We start from the raw sequence: 20,842 nt of genomic DNA, 5'->3' as shown, positions 1-20,842 counted from the left end.
TTCCTTGTCAGACATCGGTCAGCCGCAAATCCCGTCCAGCTCTACCCCGTCCCAGGGCAGGCGCACATCGTGTTGACGTGACTGGGGCAGGGCGGCGACGGGCATCGCCTTGGATATCAGGGCATGCAGACGCTTGGTGCGCGGCGCTTGCGGGGCGAGTGCCCGGCAACAGACGAACTCTTCGACGATGGAGCCTTGTTGCTCGTAGCCGAATTCCGAAAACTCGCGGTCTGCCGCGATATCAAAAAGGTAGGGGTCATCGCTCACCTGATGTTCGCGCGCAGCACGCAGGGGGAATAACCCGTCTCTGCCCGGTTTTGCCACTGCCAGACATGGGTCAGTTCGTGTGCCAACAGCATCGCCGCGATCAGGTTGATCTGGTCGGGATAGTCGGGAACGTAATCCTCAAGGTACCAGTCCTTGTCGAACAGCACGCTGTGCCACAGGGCAACGGCAGCGGGTTTGGCCGTCACGATGGCGTCCGTAGGTGGCGGCAGGATCAGCTCGCGGCATGAGGTGCGGGGCCGCGCCTTGCGCCGAAAGGTGACAGCGCGGGTGGGTGAACCGTTCACAAGGCGTACCCGAGAGGTATCCAGCGCATCGCCGTGAATGGTCGAGGAAAAGGCGATCTCGGCTTGGGTCAGGGGCCGCCCACAGCCCGCAAGCAGGGTCAGGATCAAAAGAGTGCGCAGGATCATGTGCGCAGTAGGGGCCAGAACGCGACGAGGATCAAGACGCGAATACGCCAGATTGTCATGGGTGTCGGTGATGGGCTTGGCTCGTAGCGCTGCGGGCAGGGTCCAGTGAGCGCGGATCATGGATCACTCTGCGCATAATGCCAGTGCCTCTATGCATGGCCATTGGAATCAAGCGTTCCGTATGCGTCTTTGCGACCTGTACCATTGTCCTGTCCGCGAGCTTGGTGCTGCGTCGTCCGAGATGATGCCACGGACCCGCGCAATTGCGTCTGTGACGGGGATGTCGACAGTCACACCATTTTTGCCACATTGGGCGAGGGGTGGCGACAGTGCCAGCACGCGGGGCGCTGCGCTTGCGTCAGGAAATACAGGGGTCTGGACGGTTTTGGATGTGGATTTGGCGCTGCTTCATCGCATCGGCGGAAACAAGCCAATCGTCGGGGAGGATGGCCAAAGGAGGTCGGTAAAATGCCTTGAAGATGCCTTGCTTTGGTAAACACGTGTTCACCTTTACGCGGCAAAAAGAACAGAGCCACGGGCAGAGTTGTCGCCCGTTGGTTTGGTAACGAGTATGGAGCGGGGGCGAGAGCCTCCGTTCCTTTTCGTGTTATCTGGCAGCGTATCCCCGAGCAGTTTCGGAGTGGGTCAGCGCTAGCAACACGACGACACTTTGCGCAAAGGGCGGAATCAAGGCCGCAGGCCGCCGCCTTAGCGTCCACACCGTGGGCGCGTAACCCGGCAGCACATTGCGAAGCGATGTGCGAGAGGGCCATAGCCGGGCCGTCCCCCGGCACGGCGATATGGTGGGTGTTGGTGCATAGCTGTGAGCGAAGATTTACTTGGCTTGGATTAAGTGCCGTGGTGGGGTGTTCGGAGCGCCGTACCGCGGCAAACCAATGCGGCGCACTAGAATTACGATCATTCCTTTCCAGCTAGAACAACTCTGTAACTTTTGAACGACAGCCGGGCTCTCTTTACCTTTGTAGAATTTGAAAGTCCGGCATTCACAAGGTCTTGCGCTGATACTTGGGACAGTGATCCTACGATGACCTCACTTAGCTTCAACCAATCTTCAAACGGTTGAAAGTACATCTCATTTTCTTGAATCGTGTCGGGAAGTCGCAAGGCAATGCGATACTCTTCCTCGTATTGCCAATGTATGTACTTCGCATAAAGTGCCGAGACTACCGCTTGATAAGTCAGGTCAGGGTCTGTCAAAGACAGGTTCGGCAACTTTCGACGGTGTTTGTAGTATTTTACGGGTCGAAGCATGCTGCTCCAAACATCAAACCCAAGTGCCAAGCCTCTGTGGTTCTCAGCGTAGTGCCCCCAGACGAGAGGGTTGCTCCAGGATTTGCAAAAACTGATCAAGCCGATCCGCTTTTGCAAGACTGTCTTCGCCGCGATCCAAGAGTTTCTTGGTTCCGGTTTTGGAAGTTGAAAACCAAGAAACTCGAATGGATCATTCAAATCATCAAGAGTAGACACTTTTAAGCGTTGGCTGGAAATGTTCCGTAAGGCTGAATGAGAGGAATAGAATTTGTAGACTCTTTGGAATCCTGGTTTCTCACTCAAACATCCAACTCCTCCACAAACCGCGCGTTCTCCTGAATGTACTGAAACCGCATCTCAGGCTTCTTCCCCATCAGCCGTTCAACCAGATCGCCCGTCTCTCCGGGTTCGTCATCGTCGATACTCACGCGGATCAGTTTGCGGGTCGCCGGATTCATCGTGGTATCTTTCAGATCCTTCGCGTCCATCTCGCCCAGACCCTTGAAGCGCGATACGTCGATCTTGGCCTTGCCGCCCAGACCTTGCTCCATCAGCGCGTTCTTTTCGGCCTCATCAAGGCAATAGACCCGGCGTGCCCCTTGCGTCAGGCGGAACAGCGGCGGGCAGGCGAGGTAGAGGTGGCCTGCGTCGATCATGGGCCGCATCTGGGTGAAAAAGAACGTCATCAGCAGTGCTGCGATATGGGCGCCGTCCACGTCCGCGTCGGTCATGATGATGACCTTGTCATAGCGCAGATCGTCGACGTTGAACTTGGCCCCCAGACCTACGCCAAGGGCTTGCGTCAGATCGGAAATCTCGGCGTTTGATCCCAGTTTGGAACTGGCCGCACCAAGCACGTTCAGGATCTTGCCGCGCAGGGGCAGCAGGGCTTGCGTCTTGCGATCCCGCGCCATTTTGGCAGAGCCACCCGCCGAGTCGCCCTCGACGATGAACAATTCGGTCCCTTCACGCGATTTGCTTGAGCAGTCGGTCAGTTTGCCGGGCAGGCGCAGCTTTTGCGTAGCAGTCTTGCGCGCGGTCTCCTTTTCCTGGCGGCGGCGCAGCCGTTCCTCGGCCCGCAGCACCAGAAAGTCGAGGATCGCGCCTGCGGATTTCGTATCGGCCGCAAGCCAGTTGTCGAAGTGGTCGCGGACCGAGTTTTCGACCATGCGTTGGGCGTCGACCGTGGCAAGGCGGTCCTTGGTCTGGCCCACGAATTCCGGTTCGCGGATGAAACAGGACACCAGCGCGCCCGCCCCGGTGATCAGGTCCTCGCGCGTGATGGTCGCGGCCTTGCGGTTGTTCACCAACTCGCCGTAAGCCTTGATCCCTTTGAGGATGGCCGCCCAGAACCCGGCCTCATGCGTGCCGCCCTCGGGGGTGGGGACGGTGTTGCAATAGGACTGGATGAAGCCGTCGCGCGCGGGCGTCCAGTTGATCGCCCATTCGACCTTGCCCGGCACCTTGAACTTGTCAAAGGACACCGTGCCCGCGAACGGGGCATCTGCATAGGTCGTGGCACCTGCCATGACTTCGTTCAGGTAGTCGGCAAGACCGCCGGGAAAGTGGAACGTCGCGGTGGTTGGTGTGTCGCCGTCGGCAATCGCTGTCTTCCAGCGGATTTCCACGCCAGAAAACAGGTACGCCTTGGAGCGCGCCATTTTGAACAGACGGGCGGGTTTGAGTTTGAGGGACCCGAAAATCTCAGGGTCGGGATGAAAGGTGACGGCTGTGCCGCGCCGATTGGGGGCCGAGCCGATCTTTTCCAATTGGCCCTGCGGCAAACCGCGCGAAAACTCCATCGCATAAAGTTCGCGGTTGCGCGCCACCTCGACCCTCAAATGGTCGGACAAGGCGTTCACGACAGAACTGCCGACGCCATGCAGGCCGCCCGATGTCTCGTAAGAGTCCCCGGAGAACTTACCACCCGCATTCAGCGTGCAAAAGATGATCTCAAGCGCGGATTTGGACGGGTCCTTGGGGTGCGGATCGGTGGGGATGCCCCGCCCGTTGTCGCGTACCGACACATGGCCGTTCTCGTGCAGTTCAACCTCGATCCAGGTGGCGTGGCCCGCAACGGCCTCGTCCATCGAGTTGTCGATGATCTCGGCCACCATGTGGTGCAGGGCGCGGTCATCCTTGCCGCCGATATACATGCCCGGGCGCAGCCGGACGTGTTCCATATCCTCCAGCACCTGAATGGAGGAGGCGTCATAGTCCGAGGCCTTGGCGGCCCCGCTTAGCAGGTCGGTCATGGCAGCTGCTCTTTTTTGTTTGTTGCTGCCGAGTATGCCAGACCGTCATATCCGGGGGAAGGGGGTGCGTGTGGGCGTGCGCGCCGGCTCACACGGAAAAAGGCGGGCCTGAGCCCGCCTTTCCTAAGCCTTGGGGTTTGGCCCCCTTAGCTGGTTTTCTTGCGGCGGCGCATCAGGCCCAACCCTCCAACACCGGCCAGCAACATCCATGCCGCGCCCGGCAAAGGTGTGGTGACAAGGGTTGCCGTGAACAGGAAGTCGTTCGCGCCCGGTTTCGACTGGACCCAACCTGTGCCCTCGAACCCTGTGAAGGCACGATCCGCCAGTGCATCCAGACCAAAGCGGAAGTATTCACCGACGTAAGGCGCGCTGCCCTTGGCGGCAGCGCCAAGCAGCAGATCGGTCATACCGACACCTGCGCCGATGACGCTGCCCGAACCGTTGCCAGTTGTGTCGATGAACCCGCCGTTCCCGATGTCGGTCAGCCCGTCCATCGTGTAGCTGAACGAGTAGGTGGCCCCAGTCGACCCGTTGCCCAGGCTTTCAACCATCGTGCCGGACATCGTGGCGGTCAGGTTGACGGAGTCATAGGACAGCGTCGCCGACGCTCCGTTGCCAAAGGAAAAGAAGCGCGGACTGGGCGTTTCGCGGTCAAGCCGCAGGCCGTAATCATAGGTGCCCGCCAAACCGCCATTTGGGTGGTCGGCCAGTTGGTACACGTATGTTGTCGCGTGGGTGACAGTTGCGGTTGTCAGTGAAATGGCCGCAACGGCGAATGCAATCAATAGGCTTTTCAAAACACGTCCTCACCATAATAAAGTACTTAGCGCGTCCAAGTTACGCCTTAATTGGTCAGCTGCGCGAGTGTTTTTCCAGTTTGTGATTTCTACTATTGCGAGAGAAAATTAATTAATCTTAACAAAATGAAATGGTTAAGCGCCTATTTGGCGACAAAAGATTACGCATCCTTTGTCGCCAATTTCGAGAACAACGCGCCTGCACTTTGGCGAATTGTTTTTCGGTGCTACCGGGGGTTGGTATTATTCAACTATCGCGAAAACCCCGGTCTCAAGACGAATCAGGCCCTTTACCGCCGCAACCATTGGCCAGCCGATGCCTTTAGCCTGGCCAGCGCTTGCCCAATATCCCGGCCACTTGCTGTTCATCGATCACGCGGCGGTAGTGTTTCATGCTGTGATCCGGTCCAAAGACGGATCGTTTCGCGCGGGCGTGGTGCACATGCCCCATGTGGTGGAACGAGCCGGGCAGAGTGCAGACTGCGTCATCGTCGCGATTGATGCACAGGCACAGATGTGAATGCTTGATCGCACCCCGGCTGCGCCGTGGGCGCGGTGCCGCAAAGCCGATGCCGGGTACGCCGTAGGTTCGCACAAGGATCTGCGTGGCCGCGGCCCCCAGCGAATGTCCGATGATGAATTTGGGCCGAAGCCGCTCGCGTTCGAGCCAGGCGAATATCACCTGTGCATGGCGCAGGAACCCCTGATGCCAGATTGTGCCGGACGCGCCGGCCTCGGTGTGATCATCGTTCAGGCGGAACCGTTTGCCGCCGATGTTGAGGACGCGCAGATTGAACTTGAGGTAATCCGCGACCGAGTTCGAACCCGGTATCAGCAGGATATCCCCCTTGAGGAACAGCGCCTGCACGTCGTCGTCGTCCAGTTCCTTGCGCAAGGCCGTGGCCAGCGATCCATGATTGCGCCCCGCATAAGAGGCTTCGGCCATCTGCGCGGCCAGTTTGATTTCATAGCTGTGAGACATGACAAATACCTTTGTTGAATACCTGCCACTATGACGCGAAATCGGTTTTCTGCAAAGGCGCTAGGACAGCCAGTCGCGGATGATCCGCGCCACCCGGTCGGGATGTTGATGCAACACCCAGTGATCGCCATCCGGGATGGTTTCCCGTGTGAGGTCGGGCACAAAGTCTTCCAACCCCTGCGTCGCTTCGGGCAGCAACGCGGTGTCCCCTTGGCCCCAGATCAGCAGGTGCGGACAGTATACCATATACCGTTCCTGTGGCCTGGGCGGCAGTTCGATCGGTTTGCCGGGGTCTGCCACCACCAAGGGAGAGGCGCGATACCAGTTGATCATGCCACGCAGGCCCGATTGCCGCCACGCGGCCTTTTGTGCCTCCATCACATCGCCTGTCAGCCATGACTTGTCCATGTGGGATGAAAACATGTCCATGATGCGCGCAAAGTCATCCGCCTCCAGCACTGCGTCCGACTTGGGATTGCGCAGCTTGTCGATATAGTGCGAGGCCTCCGATTGTGCGCCGCCTGCGGCGGTGGCGTCCTGAAAAACGACCGGGTGTACGCCATTGGCCACAATCAGATGGCTGACCAGATTGGGATGGAACATCGCCAGTCCATAAGCCACCGCCGATCCCCAGTCGTGGCCCATGACGATCACAGGTTCTGATCCGATCAGGGCGACCATATCTCCGACGAGGGCGTCCAATTTATAGTCTTCCACCGCTTCAGGCGCATAGCTGGCCCCATAACCCCTTTGATCCGGTGCGATGCAATGAAATCGATCCGACAGGCACAGGGCAAGTGCGTTCCATGCGCCGCCATACTCGGGAAAGCCGTGCAACATCAGCAATTTGGGCAGTCCTTCGACGCCCCATTCGCGCACGGTAAAGCTGTGACCGTTCAGATCGCGCTGCGTGACGCGCATCATTCGCCGGTTCTCTTCGTTTCGAATGTCAGCCCCTTGGCGGTGCGCGCCGCGAACCCCGCCCAATAGGTGTGATCCTCGGTCGGGTTTCCCGCATCATCAAGGGCATGCACACCGTCGTCCGAGTCTGGAACCAGATCGAGATAGGCCGCCATCTCGGGGTCGCCCTTCAAGTGTACCCCCATGAAGGCAGTCGCAAAATGCTGCGCGATGTTGTTCATCCGCGTGGTGTCCCAAACCGCATCGGCGTAATGTTCGAACGGAACGAAATCGAGCGTATCGGACGGCATCCATGCCTCGGCCGGGGCCGGCATGGGGGCTGCGGCATTGTGGTTTGCGTGGTCAAAGGTCAGCAGATGCCGGTCCGTGTCCACGGCCCCATCAAAGATGCTGCGCATAGCGCCATAAACTGACACATCGTCATCGCTGCCTGCCATCAGCATCAGTGGCACGCGAAGTCCTGCCAGCCCGTCTGCGTCCCAGAAACCCGCATTGTTGCCCCAGGGGCCGATGGCGATCACCGCCTTGATGCGCGGATCCATTAACGCCTCATGGCTTTCGGACCCGGCAAGGTGCTGTTCCAGCAGCCCGTTTGGTGTGCCCCAGCTGAATTCAGTCGAGGCCTGGGTTACCCCCGCCCCGCCAAAGATCAGCGCGCCGTACCCGCCCATGGAATAGCCAATGACGCCCGTGTTGTCGGCGTCGATGATGTCACCCAACTGCCCCTCAAGCGTTGCCATGTGATCCACGACAAAAGCCTGATCGAGCGGGCGGTTGAGCAGGGTGGAGCCGAACGCCCCCTGATCTGAATAGGTGCTGTCTGTGTGATCGATCGACACGGCCACATAGCCTTTGGAGGCAAGGTTTTCGCCCAGATGGCTCATCAGGTAGCGGTTGCCGGGATAGCCATGGCTGATCACGACCAGCGGAAACTGTGCCCCGGTCGCCGGAGTTGCGTCGCGTGCCGCACGGCCCGTCAGTGTCACCTCGGTCACGCCGTCCCGCAGGAACGCAGTATAGCTGCCACCCTGCACTGTGCCCAGTTCCGCCGGATACCAGACCTCAAGCGTGAGCGGGCGGTCATAGAGTGGCACATCGTCTTCGGTGACATTCAGCACGTCGATACTGCCCGGGATGGTGGCCGTCAGGGTCTGCACCCCGATGGGAAACATGCCATATGGCGCAAGCGCAGGCGCATCGGGCCGGATCTGATCAATGGGATTGGCCAGTGCCGCACCTGTCAGGGCAGCGGCTGCTACGGTGGCAAGGGCCTGGATCGTGCGGGCAGTCATAGTCTCTTCCTTTGCAGGTTTTTCCGGACACGCGCGTGACATCCGAAATTTCCCCAATGACGGGAATCAGTCACGCCAACTCCCGCTGTGCTCCAATACTTATCACCAATCCGTCAGCGCGGCACGCGCGGCTTCAGTTTTCTGCCCCCGAGGGTTGAGGACGGTGGGGTGGGTCGCTACATCACGCTCATGTCCATGTTGCGCGCGCCCCTGCTGGCCTTGTGCCTGTCTGCCACACCCATCATCGGGCAGGCCCATCCGCATGTCTTTATCGACACGACACTGCGGGCGGTCGTGGATGAGGATGGCACTTTCAAAGGGCTTGAGGTGCAGTGGGCCTATGATGATTTCTACTCGCTGCTGATTTTTGCCGATCTCGGCGTGGATTCAGATGGGGACGGGCGGTTGCGCCCGGACGAGCTGCAACGCCTCGAAGGGTTTGATCTGGAATGGGTCGAAGGTTACGAAGGCGACAGTTATGCCCGTCAGGGTGGGCAACCCGTTGCCCTTGGTCCGCCTCAGGCCCGTGGCACCACGGTCAAAGACGGGCGCATCATCACCACACATTTCCGCGCCGCCGAAGCGCCGGCAGCCGGTTTGCAGATCAAAGCCTTTGATCCGACCTTTTACACTGCCTACGCGCTTGTGGGGCAGGTCGAGGTCGATGGGCCCTGCACTGCAGTGATCGAACCTGCGGATCTGGACGCAGCCTATTCCCGGCTCGAAGAGTTGCTTTTCGCAACACCTGAAAGCGAGGCGACGGATTACTACCCCGAAGTGGGCGAATCCTTTGCCGATACGGTGATGCTGTCATGCGATCAGTAAGGATCGGGGTGCTGATCACCGCAGCAGCGGTCCTGCTGTGGCTGTTCGGCTTTGGCGGCATGAGCGACATTTCCCAATGGGCCAATGCGCAGCAGCGCGATGCCCAGAATGCGCTTGCGCAAGGGTTGCGGGCCGTGCGTGCGGGCGAAACCGGCGCTTGGGCGACATTGATGGGCTTGTGCGCGGCTTATGGCTTTTTCCATGCGGCGGGTCCGGGACATGGCAAGCTGGTGATCGGCGGCTACGGCGCGGCGGCACGGGTCACGGCGTTGCGTCTGTCGGTGCTCGCAATCGCATCCTCGCTTGCACAGGCACTGGCGGCGATCCTGCTGGTTGCGGCCGGGGCGTTGATCCTGGGATGGAGCCGTACGCAGATGACCGACACGGCCGACAAAGTTCTGGCCCCGGCGAGTTTCATCGCCATCGCCCTTGTGGGGGCCTGGCTGGTTGTGCGCGGTGCGCGGCGGGCCTTTTCAAAGGCCGCCCATGCCGTTGATGCCGATGGGCACTGCGAAACCTGCGGCCATGCCCACGGGCCAAGTGTCGATCAGGCAGAGGCAGTCACGTCGTGGCGGGATGCCGCTGCAATCATCGCCTCCATTGCGATCCGGCCCTGCACGGGTGCCGTGTTCCTTCTGATCCTGTGTTTTGCGCTCGGAATCCCGTGGGCCGGGATCGCAGGCGCTTTCGTGATGGGGCTGGGGACGGCCAGCGTGACGGTGCTTGTCGCCCTTGCAGCCGTGGGCACGCGCAAATCGGCCTTGGCAGGGTTCAGCGGGGCGGGGGCCGTGCGCGCCATGGCCCTGATCGAAATCGTGGCCGGTGGGTTGATCGCACTTGTTGCGACCGCACTGGCACTGCCTCTGCTCTAGCCTGTCGCGGCGCGGACAGGACGGCAGACCCCGGCGATTGCACCGGCGCACATCCACATCTGTCATCCGCGAACAGTGCGGGGCTTTCCTTGCCCAAAAAGCAGGCGTAAGGGAAAGACATGGCCCTTTCTCATATGTCATATTCCGGTCACGCCCGCGCGGTGATGGTCCTTGGTCTGCCGCTTGTCGGCGGGCATCTGGGGCAGGTGGCCATCGGCATCACCGACACTGTCATGCTGGGTCGTTACGGAGTCGAGGAACTGGCCGCAATGACGGCGGCAGGATCGTTGTTTTTCGTCCTGTTCCTCATGGGGTCCGGTTTTGCCTGGGCCGTGATGCCCATGGTGGCATCCTATGCCGCGGAAGAAGACGAGGTGAACCTGCGCCGTGCCACACGGATGGGCCTGTGGCTCAGCATGGCCTTTGCGGTTGCGGTCATGCCCATCATGATCTGGTCAGAGGCGATCCTGCTGGGCCTTGGACAAACCGATCAGGTGGCCCGCGACGGGGCGGCGTATTTGCAGATTGCGGGGTGGGGGATCATCCCCGCGCTGATCGTCATGACGTTCAAAAGCTATCTCGCCGCCCTTGAGCGCACTCAGATCGTGCTGTGGATCACGCTTGTGGCGGCTCTGACAAACGGGTTGGCGAATTACGCATTCATCTTCGGCAATTGGGGTGCGCCTGAAATGGGCATTGCGGGCGCGGCTGTCGCGTCACTGGTCACGCAGTTTGTCTCGCTTGTCGGTGTGGTCGTCTACGCGCTGTGGGCGCTGCCCGAACACGGCATCCTCGAACGCCTGTGGCGTCCCGATTTCGAGATGCTGGGGCGCGTCTTTCACCTTGGCTGGCCCATCGGTCTGACGTCCTTAAGCGAAGTTGGCTTGTTCGCCGCATCGGCTTTCATGATGGGCTGGCTCGGGACCGTCCCGCTGGCCGCGCACGGGATCGCACTGCAACTCGCATCGATCACGTTCATGGTGCACATGGGGCTTGGAAACGTCGCCACGATCCGGGCGGGCAACGCCTATGGGCGGCATGATCTGGAACACATGAAACGCGGCGCCCGCATGGTGCTGGGCATGAGTGTCGCAATGGCCCTCGCCACGATTGTTCTGTTTGTTACCCTGCCCGAACAACTGATCAGCATCTTTATCGACGCCGGGCAAGAGGCGCGGGACGAGGTGGTTGCCATTGGCGTTGTCCTCATGGCTCTCGCGGCATTGTTCCAGTTGGTTGACGGGGCGCAGGTTGTCGCCCTTGGGCTGTTGCGCGGTGTGCAGGATGCCAAGGTGCCGATGGTCCTTGCGGCGGTGTCCTACTGGGTCGTGGGGATGCCTGTGTCTTACGTGCTTGGCTTTGTGGTCGGGTGGGAAGGCGTCGGCGTCTGGCTTGGCCTCACGCTGGGCCTTGCTTGTGCGGGCGTGGCTTTGATCATCCGCTTTTGGTGGGTCATGGTGCCCCGCCTTGCCGATGATGGCGGCGCGGACGTGGTGCCTGCATCCTGACAGGGCCTTTGGTGCCCCGTGACCCAATTCACGTCTTGGACGTCAGCCTGTCGGCCTTTTTGCGCACAAGCACCGAACGCAGATCGTGCATGGCCAGCAGCAGCGCGTCCGTTACATCCTCAAGCTGCTCTTCGCTGGCGCGCGATTGCGCCCATTGGGTTGTGAGGTTGAGGTAATCCACCGCCCGGTGAATGTCGTCGATGTCGCGATGGGCCAACACATCTGCGCGCTCCGCCATCCACGCTTCGATCCGCGCAAGATCGGCGTCGGACAAGGTACGATCCCCGTGTGGCTTGATCTCGCCATTGCGGATGTTAATCACCGCGATCTGGTCCATCTCAATCCGGCGCTGGCGGTTTTCGGTGTCCACGCGGAACACCGCCGCCCCGTTTTCGCGCACGCGGAAATAGTATTCGGGTAGTTCGGTGCCCATTGCCCCCTCGCTCAGGTCAGTCCCGCACAAAAGGTCTGAATGCGGGTGCAGGCCTCTTTCAGGGCCTCGTCGGAGGTAGCGTAGCTGACCCGAAAGTTGGGCGATACCCCGAATGCTGCGCCGAAAACGACGGCAACGCCGGTTTCCTCCAGCAAGGCGGTGGCAAAGGCTTCGTCATCGACAATCATTGTGCCTGCGGCACTGGTCTTGCCGATCAGCCCCTTGATGGACGGATAGACATAGAACGCCCCCTCAGGCACCGGGCATTCCATGCCGTCGATGGCGTTCAGCATCTCGACCACGAGATTGCGGCGGCGCACAAACGTCTCGTTGTTGGGGGCAAGGAAGTCCTGCGGACCGTTAAGCGCCTCGACCGCCGCCCACTGGCTGATGGAACAGGGGTTGGATGTCGATTGCGACTGCACCTTGCGGATCGCACGGATCAGCTGTTCTGGCCCTGCGGCATAGCCGATGCGCCAGCCGGTCATCGCATAGGCCTTGCTGACCCCGTTCACCGTCAGTGTGCGGTCATAAAGCCCCGGTTCAACCTGGGCAGGGGTGCAGAATTCAAAGCCGTCATAGGCAAGGTGTTCATACATGTCGTCTGTCATCACCCAGACATGCGGGTGACGCATCAACACGTCGGTCAGGGCCTTGAGCTCTTCGCGGTTGTAGCCCGCCCCGGTGGGGTTGGAAGGCGAGTTGAAGATCAGCCACTTGGTTTTGGGCGTGATCGCGGCCTCAAGCTGTTCCGCTGTCATCTTGAACGCACTTTCGATCCCGCAAGACACGGTAACAGGCGTGCCGCCTGCCAACAGGACCATGTCGGGGTAGCTGACCCAGTAGGGGGCTGGCACGATCACTTCGTCACCGGGGTTCAGCGTGGCCATCAGCGCGTTGTAAAGCACCTGTTTGCCGCCTGTGCCCACGGACACCTGCGCCGGGGTGTAGTCGAGGTCATTGTCGCGCTTGAACTTGGCCACGATGGCCTGTTTCAGCTCGGCAATCCCGTCCACGGCCGTGTATTTCGTCTTGCCAAGTGCGATGGCAACAACGGCCGCGTCCTTGATCGACTGGGGCGTGTCGAAGTCGGGCTCACCCGCGCCAAGGCCGATGACATCATGGCCTGCAGCCTTCAACTCTGCCGCTTTGTTGGTGACGGCGATGGTGGGGGACGGTTTGACGCGGTCAAGCGTCGCGGAAAGGAATGTCATCTGTGCCCAAGCCTCGTTAATAAGGGTTCGCGACCCGTCATAGGCGCGCGGCCCGGTTCGGGCAAGCGCTAGGCGCGCCGGATATGCCTCAGACTAGGAGAATGATCATGGACGATGCACAGGACTGGTACGGCGCAGACGCCGCGACATTCGGAGACCGCGTTGCCGCCGCGCGCGAAGCAGCCGGAATGACACAAAAGCAACTGGCCAAGCGGCTGGGGGTGCGTCTGGCGACGATGCGATCCTGGGAGGACGACCTGAGCGAGCCGCGCGCAAACCGTTTGTCCATCATGGCGGGGCTGCTGAATGTCTCGATGATGTGGCTGATCAACGGCGAAGGCGAAGGGCTGACTGGCCCGGTTGAAACCAGCGGCACGATGACGGACGAGACCCGCAACATCCTGACAGAGTTGCGTGATTTGCGCGCCGACATGCTGCAACGCGCCGAACAGGTGGCGCGGCTGGAAAAGCGGCTGCGCGCGACGTTGGAAATCTCTGTCGATGAGTGAAGAGACGCGCCAGCACCGTCTGAAACGGCTGCACATGCGTTCGATGCGGCGCGGGATCAAGGAAATGGACCTGATCCTGTCGGCCTATGCGGGCACGCATCTGGGCGATATGGATGACGCACAGCTTGATACTTACGATGCCCTGTTGAACGAAAACGATCAGGATCTGATCCGCTGGGTGACCGGACAAGAGGCCGCGCCGGAAGCGTTCGCAGCCCTCATTTCTGATATTTCGCAGACCTTTCAGGGCAAAAAACCAAGTGAATTCGGCGTTTAACCGAATATTTCCGAATCATGGTCATTTTCTGTTCCCGAGCAGACATGAGTCGGAGAACGCGGATGAGCATTCAGGATCCCATCGCACAGTCCACCGGACTGGCAGACACCCCGCCGCGCAACGACGCGAGCTTTATGGTTGGCTATCTGGAAGCGCTATCGCTTGTCGAACGGCTGCACCGATTGCTGCTGGATGTGATCAAAGACGAATTCGAGCGGGTGGGCGTGCTGGAAATCAACGCCGTGCAGGCGCTGTTGCTGTTCAATATCGGCGACAACGAGGTGACGGCGGGTGAGTTGAAAAGCCGTGGGTATTATCAAGGCTCGAACGTCAGCTACAACCTCAAGAAACTGGTCGAGATGGGGTATATGCACCACCAGCGCTGCGAGATTGATCGCCGCTCGGTCCGGGTAAAGCTGACGGAAAAGGGTCGCAAAATCCGGGATGTGGTGGCGGAACTGTTCCTGCGCCATGCTGACGGCTTGCAGGCCAAAGGGGTCCTTGGCCCCGAAGGGATCGTGGACATCACAGCATCCCTCAAACGGATGGAACGGTACTGGACGGATCAGATCCGCTATATCTACTGACCGGGTGCGCGCGCTGGGGCCAAGTCAGGCGCCGCCCCGAGGATCAGTGTTTCAAGTTCGCGTTCCAGCTTGCGCGCCATGGCTTCGGGGTAGTCTTCGAAGCCAAGTGCGGTTTCGACAAAACTGTCTGAACCCACAATGACGTTGGCATGAAAGTAGGCAGACAGCGCTGAAATCTCCGCTTGCCGGACATCCCCAAGCGCGGGCGCGTCCGCACCAATGACCAACGCATTGACCGTGATGCCCGTCGGCTCGATCTCTGACTTGATGTCCACGGGTCGTGGTCCAAGGTTGGATTTGCCGTCACCTGACAGATCAAGCGTGCGCTTCCAGCACTCGGATCGCTGGTTCAAATGCGCCACTCCTTCGCGCATGGCTAGACCAAGTGCGGTACCCGGCGTTGAATTGCGCCGTTCAAGACTGCGCAAATGACCGATAATGCCGTTCAAAACCTGCGGGCCAGTCACGGCAGTCCATGGCAGCACGACTGTCGGGTCTTCCGGCCCGCTCCATTCATAGACCAGAAGATGCACGGGCGTGCCCGGCATTACCATCAGCGCCTGGCGCACTTTTGGGTCATCGAGCGCTGCCGCCAGCCCATCCATTTGCAACCGGTATTCGCGCGCATCGACCGATCCGGACACATCCAGCCCAAGGGCCAGCGCCTGCCGACAGGCCGCGTCAGCGAAGCCAGCCCAACCGCCGAGGGTCAGTGCAAGCAACAGCGCTCTCATCCGGCCTGCCGCTCGTCGATCAGGCCTCCGATGACGGGCGGTGTCAGTTCGCGTTCCAGCTTGCGTCGCATCGCGCGCTCATAGTCTTCGAACCCTTGCGCCACTTCCATGAACGCGCCCGGCCCCCACAGCACTTCGTTGCGGTAGAACTCGATCAGTTGGGTTTCGGATGCGAACTCGGCGGCATTCACCACCAGCCCGTTTACCGTCACGTTCGCAAAATCGAACTCCTTATAGGCAAGTCGCGGGCCGAACCCTTCGTTGTTCTGTCCGTCCCCCGCCATGTCGATGGTCTCGTTCAGGCAGTGAGGGGCGCGGCGCAGCATTTCGGCCCCGTACCCAAGCGCGTACCCCATGGCCGTGGGAAATTCGTTATGACTGCGCTTGCTGGCGGCCACGGTTTCGGCTGCAGACAGCAGGGCGGCGGGGCTGTCGATCAATGTCCAGTCCAGCACGACTTCCTGATTGTACCGGCCCGACCATTCGAACACGGCCAGTGCGACGGGGGCATCCACCGCAAAGAATGCCGCGCGCACTTCGGGAGAGGTGAGGGCGGCCACCAACCCGCCACGCTGCAACTGGTCTTCGGTTGCATCCACGGACGACGAGACATCCAGCGCCAACAACAACGCCAAACGGCACGCTGCCGCCGGAGAGGCCGCGCAAAGCGCGACCAGAAGGGCTGCTGCCCTTACCAATGACCTGTGTTTTCCATGCTTGCCCAGGGCTCTGCCGGGGGCAGGTCGTCACCTTCCTGCAGCAACTCGATCGAGATGTTGTCAGGTGAGCGCACAAAAGCCATATGTCCGTCGCGCGGGGGCGGTTGATCGTGACGCCGTTGTCCATAAGGTGCTGACACATCTCGTAAATATTGTCGACGCGGTAGGCGAGGTGTCCGAAATGGCGACTGTCACTGGGCAGGCCATCATCCCCATCCCAATTATACGTCAACTCGACAGGGCATTCCGGCTGATCCGGCGGGGCCATGAAGATCAGGGAAAAGCGCCCCTTTTCGCTGTCCATGCGCCGGGTCTCTTCCAGCCCCAGAAGTTTGTAGAATGCCATCGAGGCGTCGAGGTCTTTGACCCGGACCATGGTGTGCAGGTATTTGGTTGGCATCAGCGCGTCTTTCTTTGTTAATAAACACTTGTTGTTAACCTAACACGTCGTACGAGCAGGGCCAGCGCCTCTCAGAACTTTGATTGAATGCCGAGGCTGATGGTCGTTTCGCTGATTTCAAACCGATTGACGTTGGATGACCGCCGCCCGGTGCGCAGTTGTACGGTCGGAGCGAACCCGGCAAAGTCGTAATCGGCAAAGAACAGGGACACATCGCCGTAAAGTGACGTGTCTTGCCGTCCACCGTCCACCGGACGCACCAGCACATAGGAATCGTAGTCGGTGTATCCGTAGGTCAGACCCGTGGTGACCTGCACCGGTCCGACTTGTTTGGCAAAGGTGTAGCGCGCGCGCAGGCTCGCGGTCTGGTAATCGGCATTGACGATGTCGCCCGTCACGTTCTGCACCGTAAGACCGATACTCAGGCTGTCTCCGCGCGCCAGCTTGTGGCCCAGATGTGCGCCCAATGTCAGCACGTCGGCATCCCGGGTCGATGACACGGTGGACAGGCGGCGCTCTGCCGCCCCGTTCAGGCTTAACCGTGTGTTTGGCGTCAACCGCACATCGCGTAGTGCATAGAGCTTCGCAAAGTCATATGTCCGTTCGCCGCCGGACCAGCTGGCGCCCAAAGCGCCTCCTAGGGTCATGGCATTGCCCACGGCCCCGAGCGCAAAGCGGTGTTCAACGCCGAGTTCCGCGTAAGTCGACGCAAAATCGCTGTTTGTGACGTTCGGCGCGAGGGTTTGCGCCTCGCTCGACAGGTCCACGCGCCGTGTGTAGAGGCGACCGGTTGCCGTCGAGCGCGATGACTCGTCTGCCCTCAGGCGGTACCGAAGCCGCGCATCAAACACACCGACTGTGCCCGACAACGCGCGCGAACTGCCCTGAAAGAAACCAAAGGTGGGTACCCCGTTGATCACCTCAAGCACGTTGTCCGTGCCGCTGTTGACGTTGTCAGAGGGGGCGACAGAGACGTTGATGTTGAACCGGAGTGGATTTGCGGCGCGGGCCTGTGCGTATTCACGCGCAAGAAGTTTGTCCTGCTGTGGGGTTTCGGTATGTGCTGCCGCTATGCGCAGCCAGGCTTGCGACATCGTCGGGCGTTTTTGCTGAGCGGCCACGCTGGCCGCGGTACGGGCGGCTCCGAACTTTTGCGCACTCGTTTCGGCATAGCGGTAGGACAGCCGCGCTGCCGCGCGCGCCAGACGGGGGTCGTTCAGGCGGGAATGAGCGGCCGCCAGAACACCGTAGGCGTACGGATCTTCGGCATCCGCCTTTAACAAGCCCATCGCGATCTGGCGTGCCAGTTCGAAATCCCCGACCGCCAACGCATGACGGGCCACTGCGCGCGCCTGATCAAGCGTGAAGGTGGCGCCCGCATCCGGGTCCGCAGTCTGAGGTACGGCCACACCCGCCCAAAGCGCAAATGCGGCTGCCAGGAACGCGCGTTTCATCGCGGATCAGGGTTGTTGGGCGTTGACACAAATCGGGTCGGGGTTTCCGGCCACGCAAAGGTCCAGAACAAAGACACCGTATTCCAGTTCGTTTTCCAATTCGTCGGTGAATTCCGACAACACGGTCCCACCAGCCATGGCATTGCCGCCCGGTCCGCCAATCACTCCGGCGAAATCCCCGATGTCGTCGCCGACGGGGTCTGCTGGCGTGCCGGGGTTCGTGTCGCGGGCATCAAATTCGATGTTACCACTGAACGTGCCGTCCCCGGTCAATGCGCCATCAACCAGCACAAGATCGGGCAGGTCGGCAAATCCACCTTCAAATACTCCGGTCCGGTTGTAGATCTCGCCCTCGACCGACAAATCGTTCAGGTCCACGTTTACGAACATCAATCCGCGCACATAGGCTGTTTGGGTGGGTCGACCGATACTCGGATCCAACCCAACGGTCGGGAACAAATCGGTGACGGGGCCAACGCCGTTGATGCCACCCGCATAGTTTCCGTAATAGGTCACGTCGAACCGGCTCTCGGGCGCGGTGGGTGCCGTGTATGTGCCCGTTCGCTCAAAAAACGACCCGCCAAAGAATTTGTTGAATTGCCCGCCAGTCAGCACAACTCCCGCCTGCACACCTTCGCGGCTAGCAACAAAGGCTGTGGCGTGACGTCCAAGCGGGTCATTCTGTCCAGTAAAGGTCTCGTAGCCCGCGGCGAAGGTCGCGGGAATGTGGCGATAGTTGTTGACCAGCGGCACCCCGTCCTGCGTCAGACCCGTTACCGTCAGGGTGTTGGTTGTCGCGTTGAAACTGATGCGCTCCAGATCGTTCAGAATCTCGGCAGGCACGTTGGATGTGTTCGTGCCCCCACCCGGCGTCGTCGTGCCGCCATCTGTGAATGGATTGCCATCCCCGCACGCAACGACCCCAAGGGCGAGCGCGCACATCGCTGCTGCTGTCCGTTTCATACCTGCCAAACCTTTTGCGGTTTAATTTTCTGCCTCTTTGAGCCGAGACTCTGCCCCAATCGCGCAAAAGTCAACGAAATCTTGAGGCTAGGACGCAGACCTCAACCATAACCGTTGCCAAAAGCGCACCCTCATATGGTGGTTCACGTATTGCTGTCCACCATATAGAGTGAACCTCTGACAGATTCTGTGGATAAAGGATGCGCATCATGCCGCTTGAGCCCGAACAGCTTGCCGAAATCGAAGCCCTGCGCGCCACCCCCCAGCCGACCTTGCGCGCGACGTCACCGGGGATGGAGGCGCATCTCTATCACGCCCGCCCCGTTCTCGATCACGGCTTTGTTCGCGTTATCGATTATATGGGCGACGATGCCGCCATCTGTCAGGCCGCCCGAGTGTCGTATGGCAAGGGCACCAAATCCGTTCAGAATGACGAGGGGCTGATCCGCTACCTCATGCGCCACTGGCACTCGACCCCGTTCGAGATGTGCGAGATCAAGCTGCACGTCAAACTGCCCGTGTTCGTGGCGCGCCAGTGGATCCGCCACCGCACTGCGAACGTCAACGAATACTCGGCCCGGTATTCGATCCTGGACCGTGAATTCTACATCCCGCAGCCCGACGCGCTGAACGCACAATCCGTGGTCAACAATCAGGGGCGCGGCGCCGTGCTGGAAGGGGCCGAGGCCGAACGTGTCCTTGAAATCCTCAAGGCGGACAGCAACCGCGCCTATGACCACTACGAAGAGATGATCTCGGACGACGGCCAGCAGGGTCTCGCCCGGGAACTGGCGCGCATGAACCTGCCCGCCAACATCTACACCCAGTGGTACTGGAAGGTGGATCTGCACAACCTCTTCCACTTCCTGCGCCTGCGGGCCGATGCCCATGCGCAGTACGAGATCAGGGTCTATGCCGATGCGATCTGTGAGATGGTGAAGGACTGGGTGCCTGCGGCCTACGGCGCGTTCGAGGATTACCGGTTGGGGGGGCGACGATGTCGGGCAAGGCGCTGGACTGTGTACGCCGGATGATCAAGGGCGAGGAGGTGACGCAGGAGACGTCGGGGATGAGCAAGGGGGAATGGCGGGAGTTTATGGGGGTGATTGGGTGAGTTCTTATGAGCAAGACTCTTAGTCGCTATTCTCAGATTTACGAGCGCCGCGAGGATTTGGCACGAGATAGTGCGCGAATGCGCAACCGTCTGTTGAGAACGCTAGAGCACTTCCTAAGCCACAGAGATGATAGATCGATTTCGCTCGAATTAGGTAGGCTAGTAGAGCGTGAGTGCGGTATAGACGTTGTTCGAATTGCTTCTTCTTCGTATTCGGACTGGGGTTCTTTGTTTCGCGGAGGCGAATTGAGGGACGTCTTTGATACTCTAACGCTTTCCATTCGCATAGTTCCCGACTCAGTCTTTCGAGATAGAATGACGATCTCTAATAGGAGGGGTTGCCTTCGGCAGGAATACTCTCGAATTTTCGACGAGGAATGTGTCGGTTACGCTATAGATGATAGTGGAATCGTCCGACGCCGATTTGATGAAGCCTTTGAGAGTGAGCGAACAAACACGATACTTACGCTGAACGCTGGTGACTTGGCGGCGGCGTTGGAGCATGTTTCAAGTGTCGACAGAATGCTTCTTCAAGTGCCGATGGATGGCCGCAGTGCAGTACGAGGTATTTTTGATGCGGCAGAAAATATTTTCCGAATTATGTTCCCAACCCAAAATAGCTTAAACAGCGCTGCAATCCGAAGTGTCTTGCAGAGTTCCATACAAGCGCGTTTTGAGGGGCAAAGCCCGGAGCAACAAGCGTCGCTAAAGACGGTACGTTCCTTTTCGGAATGGATAGATGCCGCTCATTTTTATAGGCATGCCGACGGCCAAACAGAGCCCAGTCAACCTTCGGAAATGACTACCGTAGTTCTGGTGGGCCAAGGCTACAGTTTTGTTCGGTGGCTTGCATCCCTTTATCACGAACAACACAATTGACTTTGCGAGACGCTTCCTGGACCCCACCCGCACAAAAACCAAGCACGGGATCAAGGCCGCAGGCCGCCGTGCCAGCGCCGACCCGCCCCCGGGGCGGCGCTATGTTTACACAAGTACTCCGCTTGCGCCTCGCGCTA

Annotated in this window: 19 protein-coding genes and 3 pseudogenes; 8 read left to right on the top strand and 14 right to left on the bottom strand. The window is 59.9% G+C overall.

The window, feature by feature from the left end; genetic code table 11:
* Nucleotides 1-18: 18 nt before the first annotated feature.
* The 7 genes and pseudogenes from ACERZ8_RS19645 to ACERZ8_RS19615 form a co-directional block, all read right to left on the bottom strand.
* Nucleotides 19-698, bottom strand: a pseudogene (locus ACERZ8_RS19645) (hypothetical protein).
* A gap of 918 nt (nt 699-1,616) precedes the next feature.
* On the bottom strand, nt 1,617-2,273 hold the full coding sequence (locus tag ACERZ8_RS19640; RefSeq protein WP_407593855.1) for a DUF2971 domain-containing protein: 657 nt from the start codon (nt 2,271-2,273) through the stop codon (nt 1,617-1,619).
* Nucleotides 2,270-4,225 (bottom strand): DNA topoisomerase IV subunit B, encoded by a 1,956-nt coding sequence (parE, locus tag ACERZ8_RS19635; protein ID WP_407593854.1) that lies wholly within the window; start codon nt 4,223-4,225, stop codon nt 2,270-2,272. Before parE ends, ACERZ8_RS19640 begins: the two co-directional genes overlap by 4 nt.
* Nucleotides 4,226-4,371: 146 nt before the next feature.
* The gene (locus ACERZ8_RS19630; protein ID WP_407593853.1) at nt 4,372-5,022 is read right to left on the bottom strand and encodes a VPLPA-CTERM sorting domain-containing protein; all 651 of its coding nucleotides are present in this window, start codon (nt 5,020-5,022) and stop codon (nt 4,372-4,374) included.
* A 322-nt stretch (nt 5,023-5,344) separates the two neighbouring features.
* A complete protein-coding gene (locus tag ACERZ8_RS19625; protein ID WP_407593852.1) occupies nt 5,345-6,004 on the bottom strand; it encodes an alpha/beta hydrolase family protein in 660 nt (219 codons plus the stop codon).
* Nucleotides 6,005-6,064: 60 nt separating this feature from the next.
* Nucleotides 6,065-6,928, bottom strand: coding sequence for an alpha/beta fold hydrolase (locus ACERZ8_RS19620; protein WP_407593851.1), 864 nt, complete (start codon nt 6,926-6,928; stop codon nt 6,065-6,067).
* Entirely contained in the window at nt 6,925-8,217 is a 1,293-nt protein-coding gene (locus ACERZ8_RS19615) for an alpha/beta hydrolase family protein (RefSeq protein ID WP_407593850.1), read from the bottom strand. Before ACERZ8_RS19615 ends, ACERZ8_RS19620 begins: the two co-directional genes overlap by 4 nt.
* Nucleotides 8,218-8,385: 168 nt before the next feature.
* On the opposite strand from ACERZ8_RS19615, the gene ACERZ8_RS19610 reads away from it, so the two are divergent.
* The 3 genes from ACERZ8_RS19610 to ACERZ8_RS19600 all read left to right on the top strand — a co-directional run bounded on the left by ACERZ8_RS19610 (nt 8,386) and on the right by ACERZ8_RS19600 (nt 11,422).
* Nucleotides 8,386-9,042: a DUF1007 family protein gene (locus tag ACERZ8_RS19610; protein WP_407593849.1), complete on the top strand. Its 657-nt coding sequence runs from the start codon at nt 8,386-8,388 to the stop codon at nt 9,040-9,042.
* A complete protein-coding gene (locus tag ACERZ8_RS19605) occupies nt 9,030-9,914 on the top strand; it encodes a nickel/cobalt transporter (protein ID WP_407593848.1) in 885 nt (294 codons plus the stop codon). The genes ACERZ8_RS19610 and ACERZ8_RS19605 overlap by 13 nt, the downstream gene beginning before the upstream one ends.
* A gap of 119 nt (nt 9,915-10,033) precedes the next feature.
* On the top strand, nt 10,034-11,422 hold the full coding sequence (locus tag ACERZ8_RS19600) for an MATE family efflux transporter (protein ID WP_407593847.1): 1,389 nt from the start codon (nt 10,034-10,036) through the stop codon (nt 11,420-11,422).
* 28 nt (nt 11,423-11,450) lie between these two features.
* Here ACERZ8_RS19600 and ACERZ8_RS19595 read toward each other — a convergent pair whose 3' ends face one another.
* Together ACERZ8_RS19595 and ACERZ8_RS19590 are read right to left on the bottom strand one after the other, a co-directional pair.
* The gene (locus ACERZ8_RS19595) at nt 11,451-11,855 is read right to left on the bottom strand and encodes a hypothetical protein (RefSeq protein ID WP_407593846.1); all 405 of its coding nucleotides are present in this window, start codon (nt 11,853-11,855) and stop codon (nt 11,451-11,453) included.
* An 11-nt stretch (nt 11,856-11,866) separates the two neighbouring features.
* A complete protein-coding gene (locus ACERZ8_RS19590; protein WP_407593845.1) occupies nt 11,867-13,069 on the bottom strand; it encodes a pyridoxal phosphate-dependent aminotransferase in 1,203 nt (400 codons plus the stop codon).
* Nucleotides 13,070-13,176: 107 nt separating this feature from the next.
* Here ACERZ8_RS19590 and ACERZ8_RS19585 point away from each other — a divergent pair, with 107 nt between their 5' ends.
* The 3 genes from ACERZ8_RS19585 (at nt 13,177) to ACERZ8_RS19575 (ending at nt 14,442) form a co-directional block, all read left to right on the top strand.
* A complete protein-coding gene (locus tag ACERZ8_RS19585) occupies nt 13,177-13,578 on the top strand; it encodes a helix-turn-helix domain-containing protein (protein WP_407593844.1) in 402 nt (133 codons plus the stop codon).
* Nucleotides 13,571-13,855: a succinate dehydrogenase assembly factor 2 gene (locus tag ACERZ8_RS19580; RefSeq protein ID WP_407593843.1), complete on the top strand. Its 285-nt coding sequence runs from the start codon at nt 13,571-13,573 to the stop codon at nt 13,853-13,855. Before ACERZ8_RS19585 ends, ACERZ8_RS19580 begins: the two co-directional genes overlap by 8 nt.
* Before the next feature lie 62 nt (nt 13,856-13,917).
* Entirely contained in the window at nt 13,918-14,442 is a 525-nt protein-coding gene (locus ACERZ8_RS19575; protein ID WP_407593842.1) for a MarR family winged helix-turn-helix transcriptional regulator, read from the top strand.
* On the opposite strand, the gene ACERZ8_RS19570 is transcribed toward ACERZ8_RS19575, so the two are convergent.
* From ACERZ8_RS19570 to ACERZ8_RS19550, 5 genes and pseudogenes are all read right to left on the bottom strand, one after another.
* The gene (locus ACERZ8_RS19570) at nt 14,436-15,164 is read right to left on the bottom strand and encodes a DUF1194 domain-containing protein (RefSeq protein ID WP_407593841.1); all 729 of its coding nucleotides are present in this window, start codon (nt 15,162-15,164) and stop codon (nt 14,436-14,438) included. The two genes, ACERZ8_RS19575 and ACERZ8_RS19570, sit on opposite strands and share 7 nt — an antisense overlap.
* A gap of 8 nt (nt 15,165-15,172) precedes the next feature.
* Entirely contained in the window at nt 15,173-15,874 is a 702-nt protein-coding gene (locus ACERZ8_RS19565; protein WP_407593840.1) for a DUF1194 domain-containing protein, read from the bottom strand.
* Nucleotides 15,868-16,295 (bottom strand): annotated as a pseudogene (locus tag ACERZ8_RS19560) (VOC family protein). The gene ACERZ8_RS19565 and the pseudogene ACERZ8_RS19560 overlap by 7 nt, the downstream one beginning before the upstream one ends.
* 71 nt (nt 16,296-16,366) lie before the next feature.
* A complete protein-coding gene (locus ACERZ8_RS19555; RefSeq protein WP_407593839.1) occupies nt 16,367-17,749 on the bottom strand; it encodes a hypothetical protein in 1,383 nt (460 codons plus the stop codon).
* A gap of 6 nt (nt 17,750-17,755) precedes the next feature.
* A complete protein-coding gene (locus ACERZ8_RS19550; protein WP_407593838.1) occupies nt 17,756-18,712 on the bottom strand; it encodes a hypothetical protein in 957 nt (318 codons plus the stop codon).
* Nucleotides 18,713-18,921: 209 nt separating this feature from the next.
* Here ACERZ8_RS19550 and thyX point away from each other — a divergent pair.
* Nucleotides 18,922-19,826, top strand: a pseudogene (gene thyX, locus ACERZ8_RS19545) (FAD-dependent thymidylate synthase).
* Nucleotides 19,827-20,141: 315 nt separating this feature from the next.
* Complete coding sequence (locus ACERZ8_RS19540; RefSeq protein ID WP_407593836.1) at nt 20,142-20,705, top strand: hypothetical protein; 564 nt, start codon at nt 20,142-20,144, stop codon at nt 20,703-20,705.
* Nucleotides 20,706-20,842 lie beyond the last annotated feature (137 nt).

The organism is Tateyamaria armeniaca (assembly GCF_045797845.1).
In the GTDB taxonomy this organism is placed as follows: domain Bacteria; phylum Pseudomonadota; class Alphaproteobacteria; order Rhodobacterales; family Rhodobacteraceae; genus Tateyamaria; species Tateyamaria armeniaca.
Note: the sequence above shows the minus strand (reverse complement) of the source record. Positions and strands in the feature narration are given on the sequence as shown.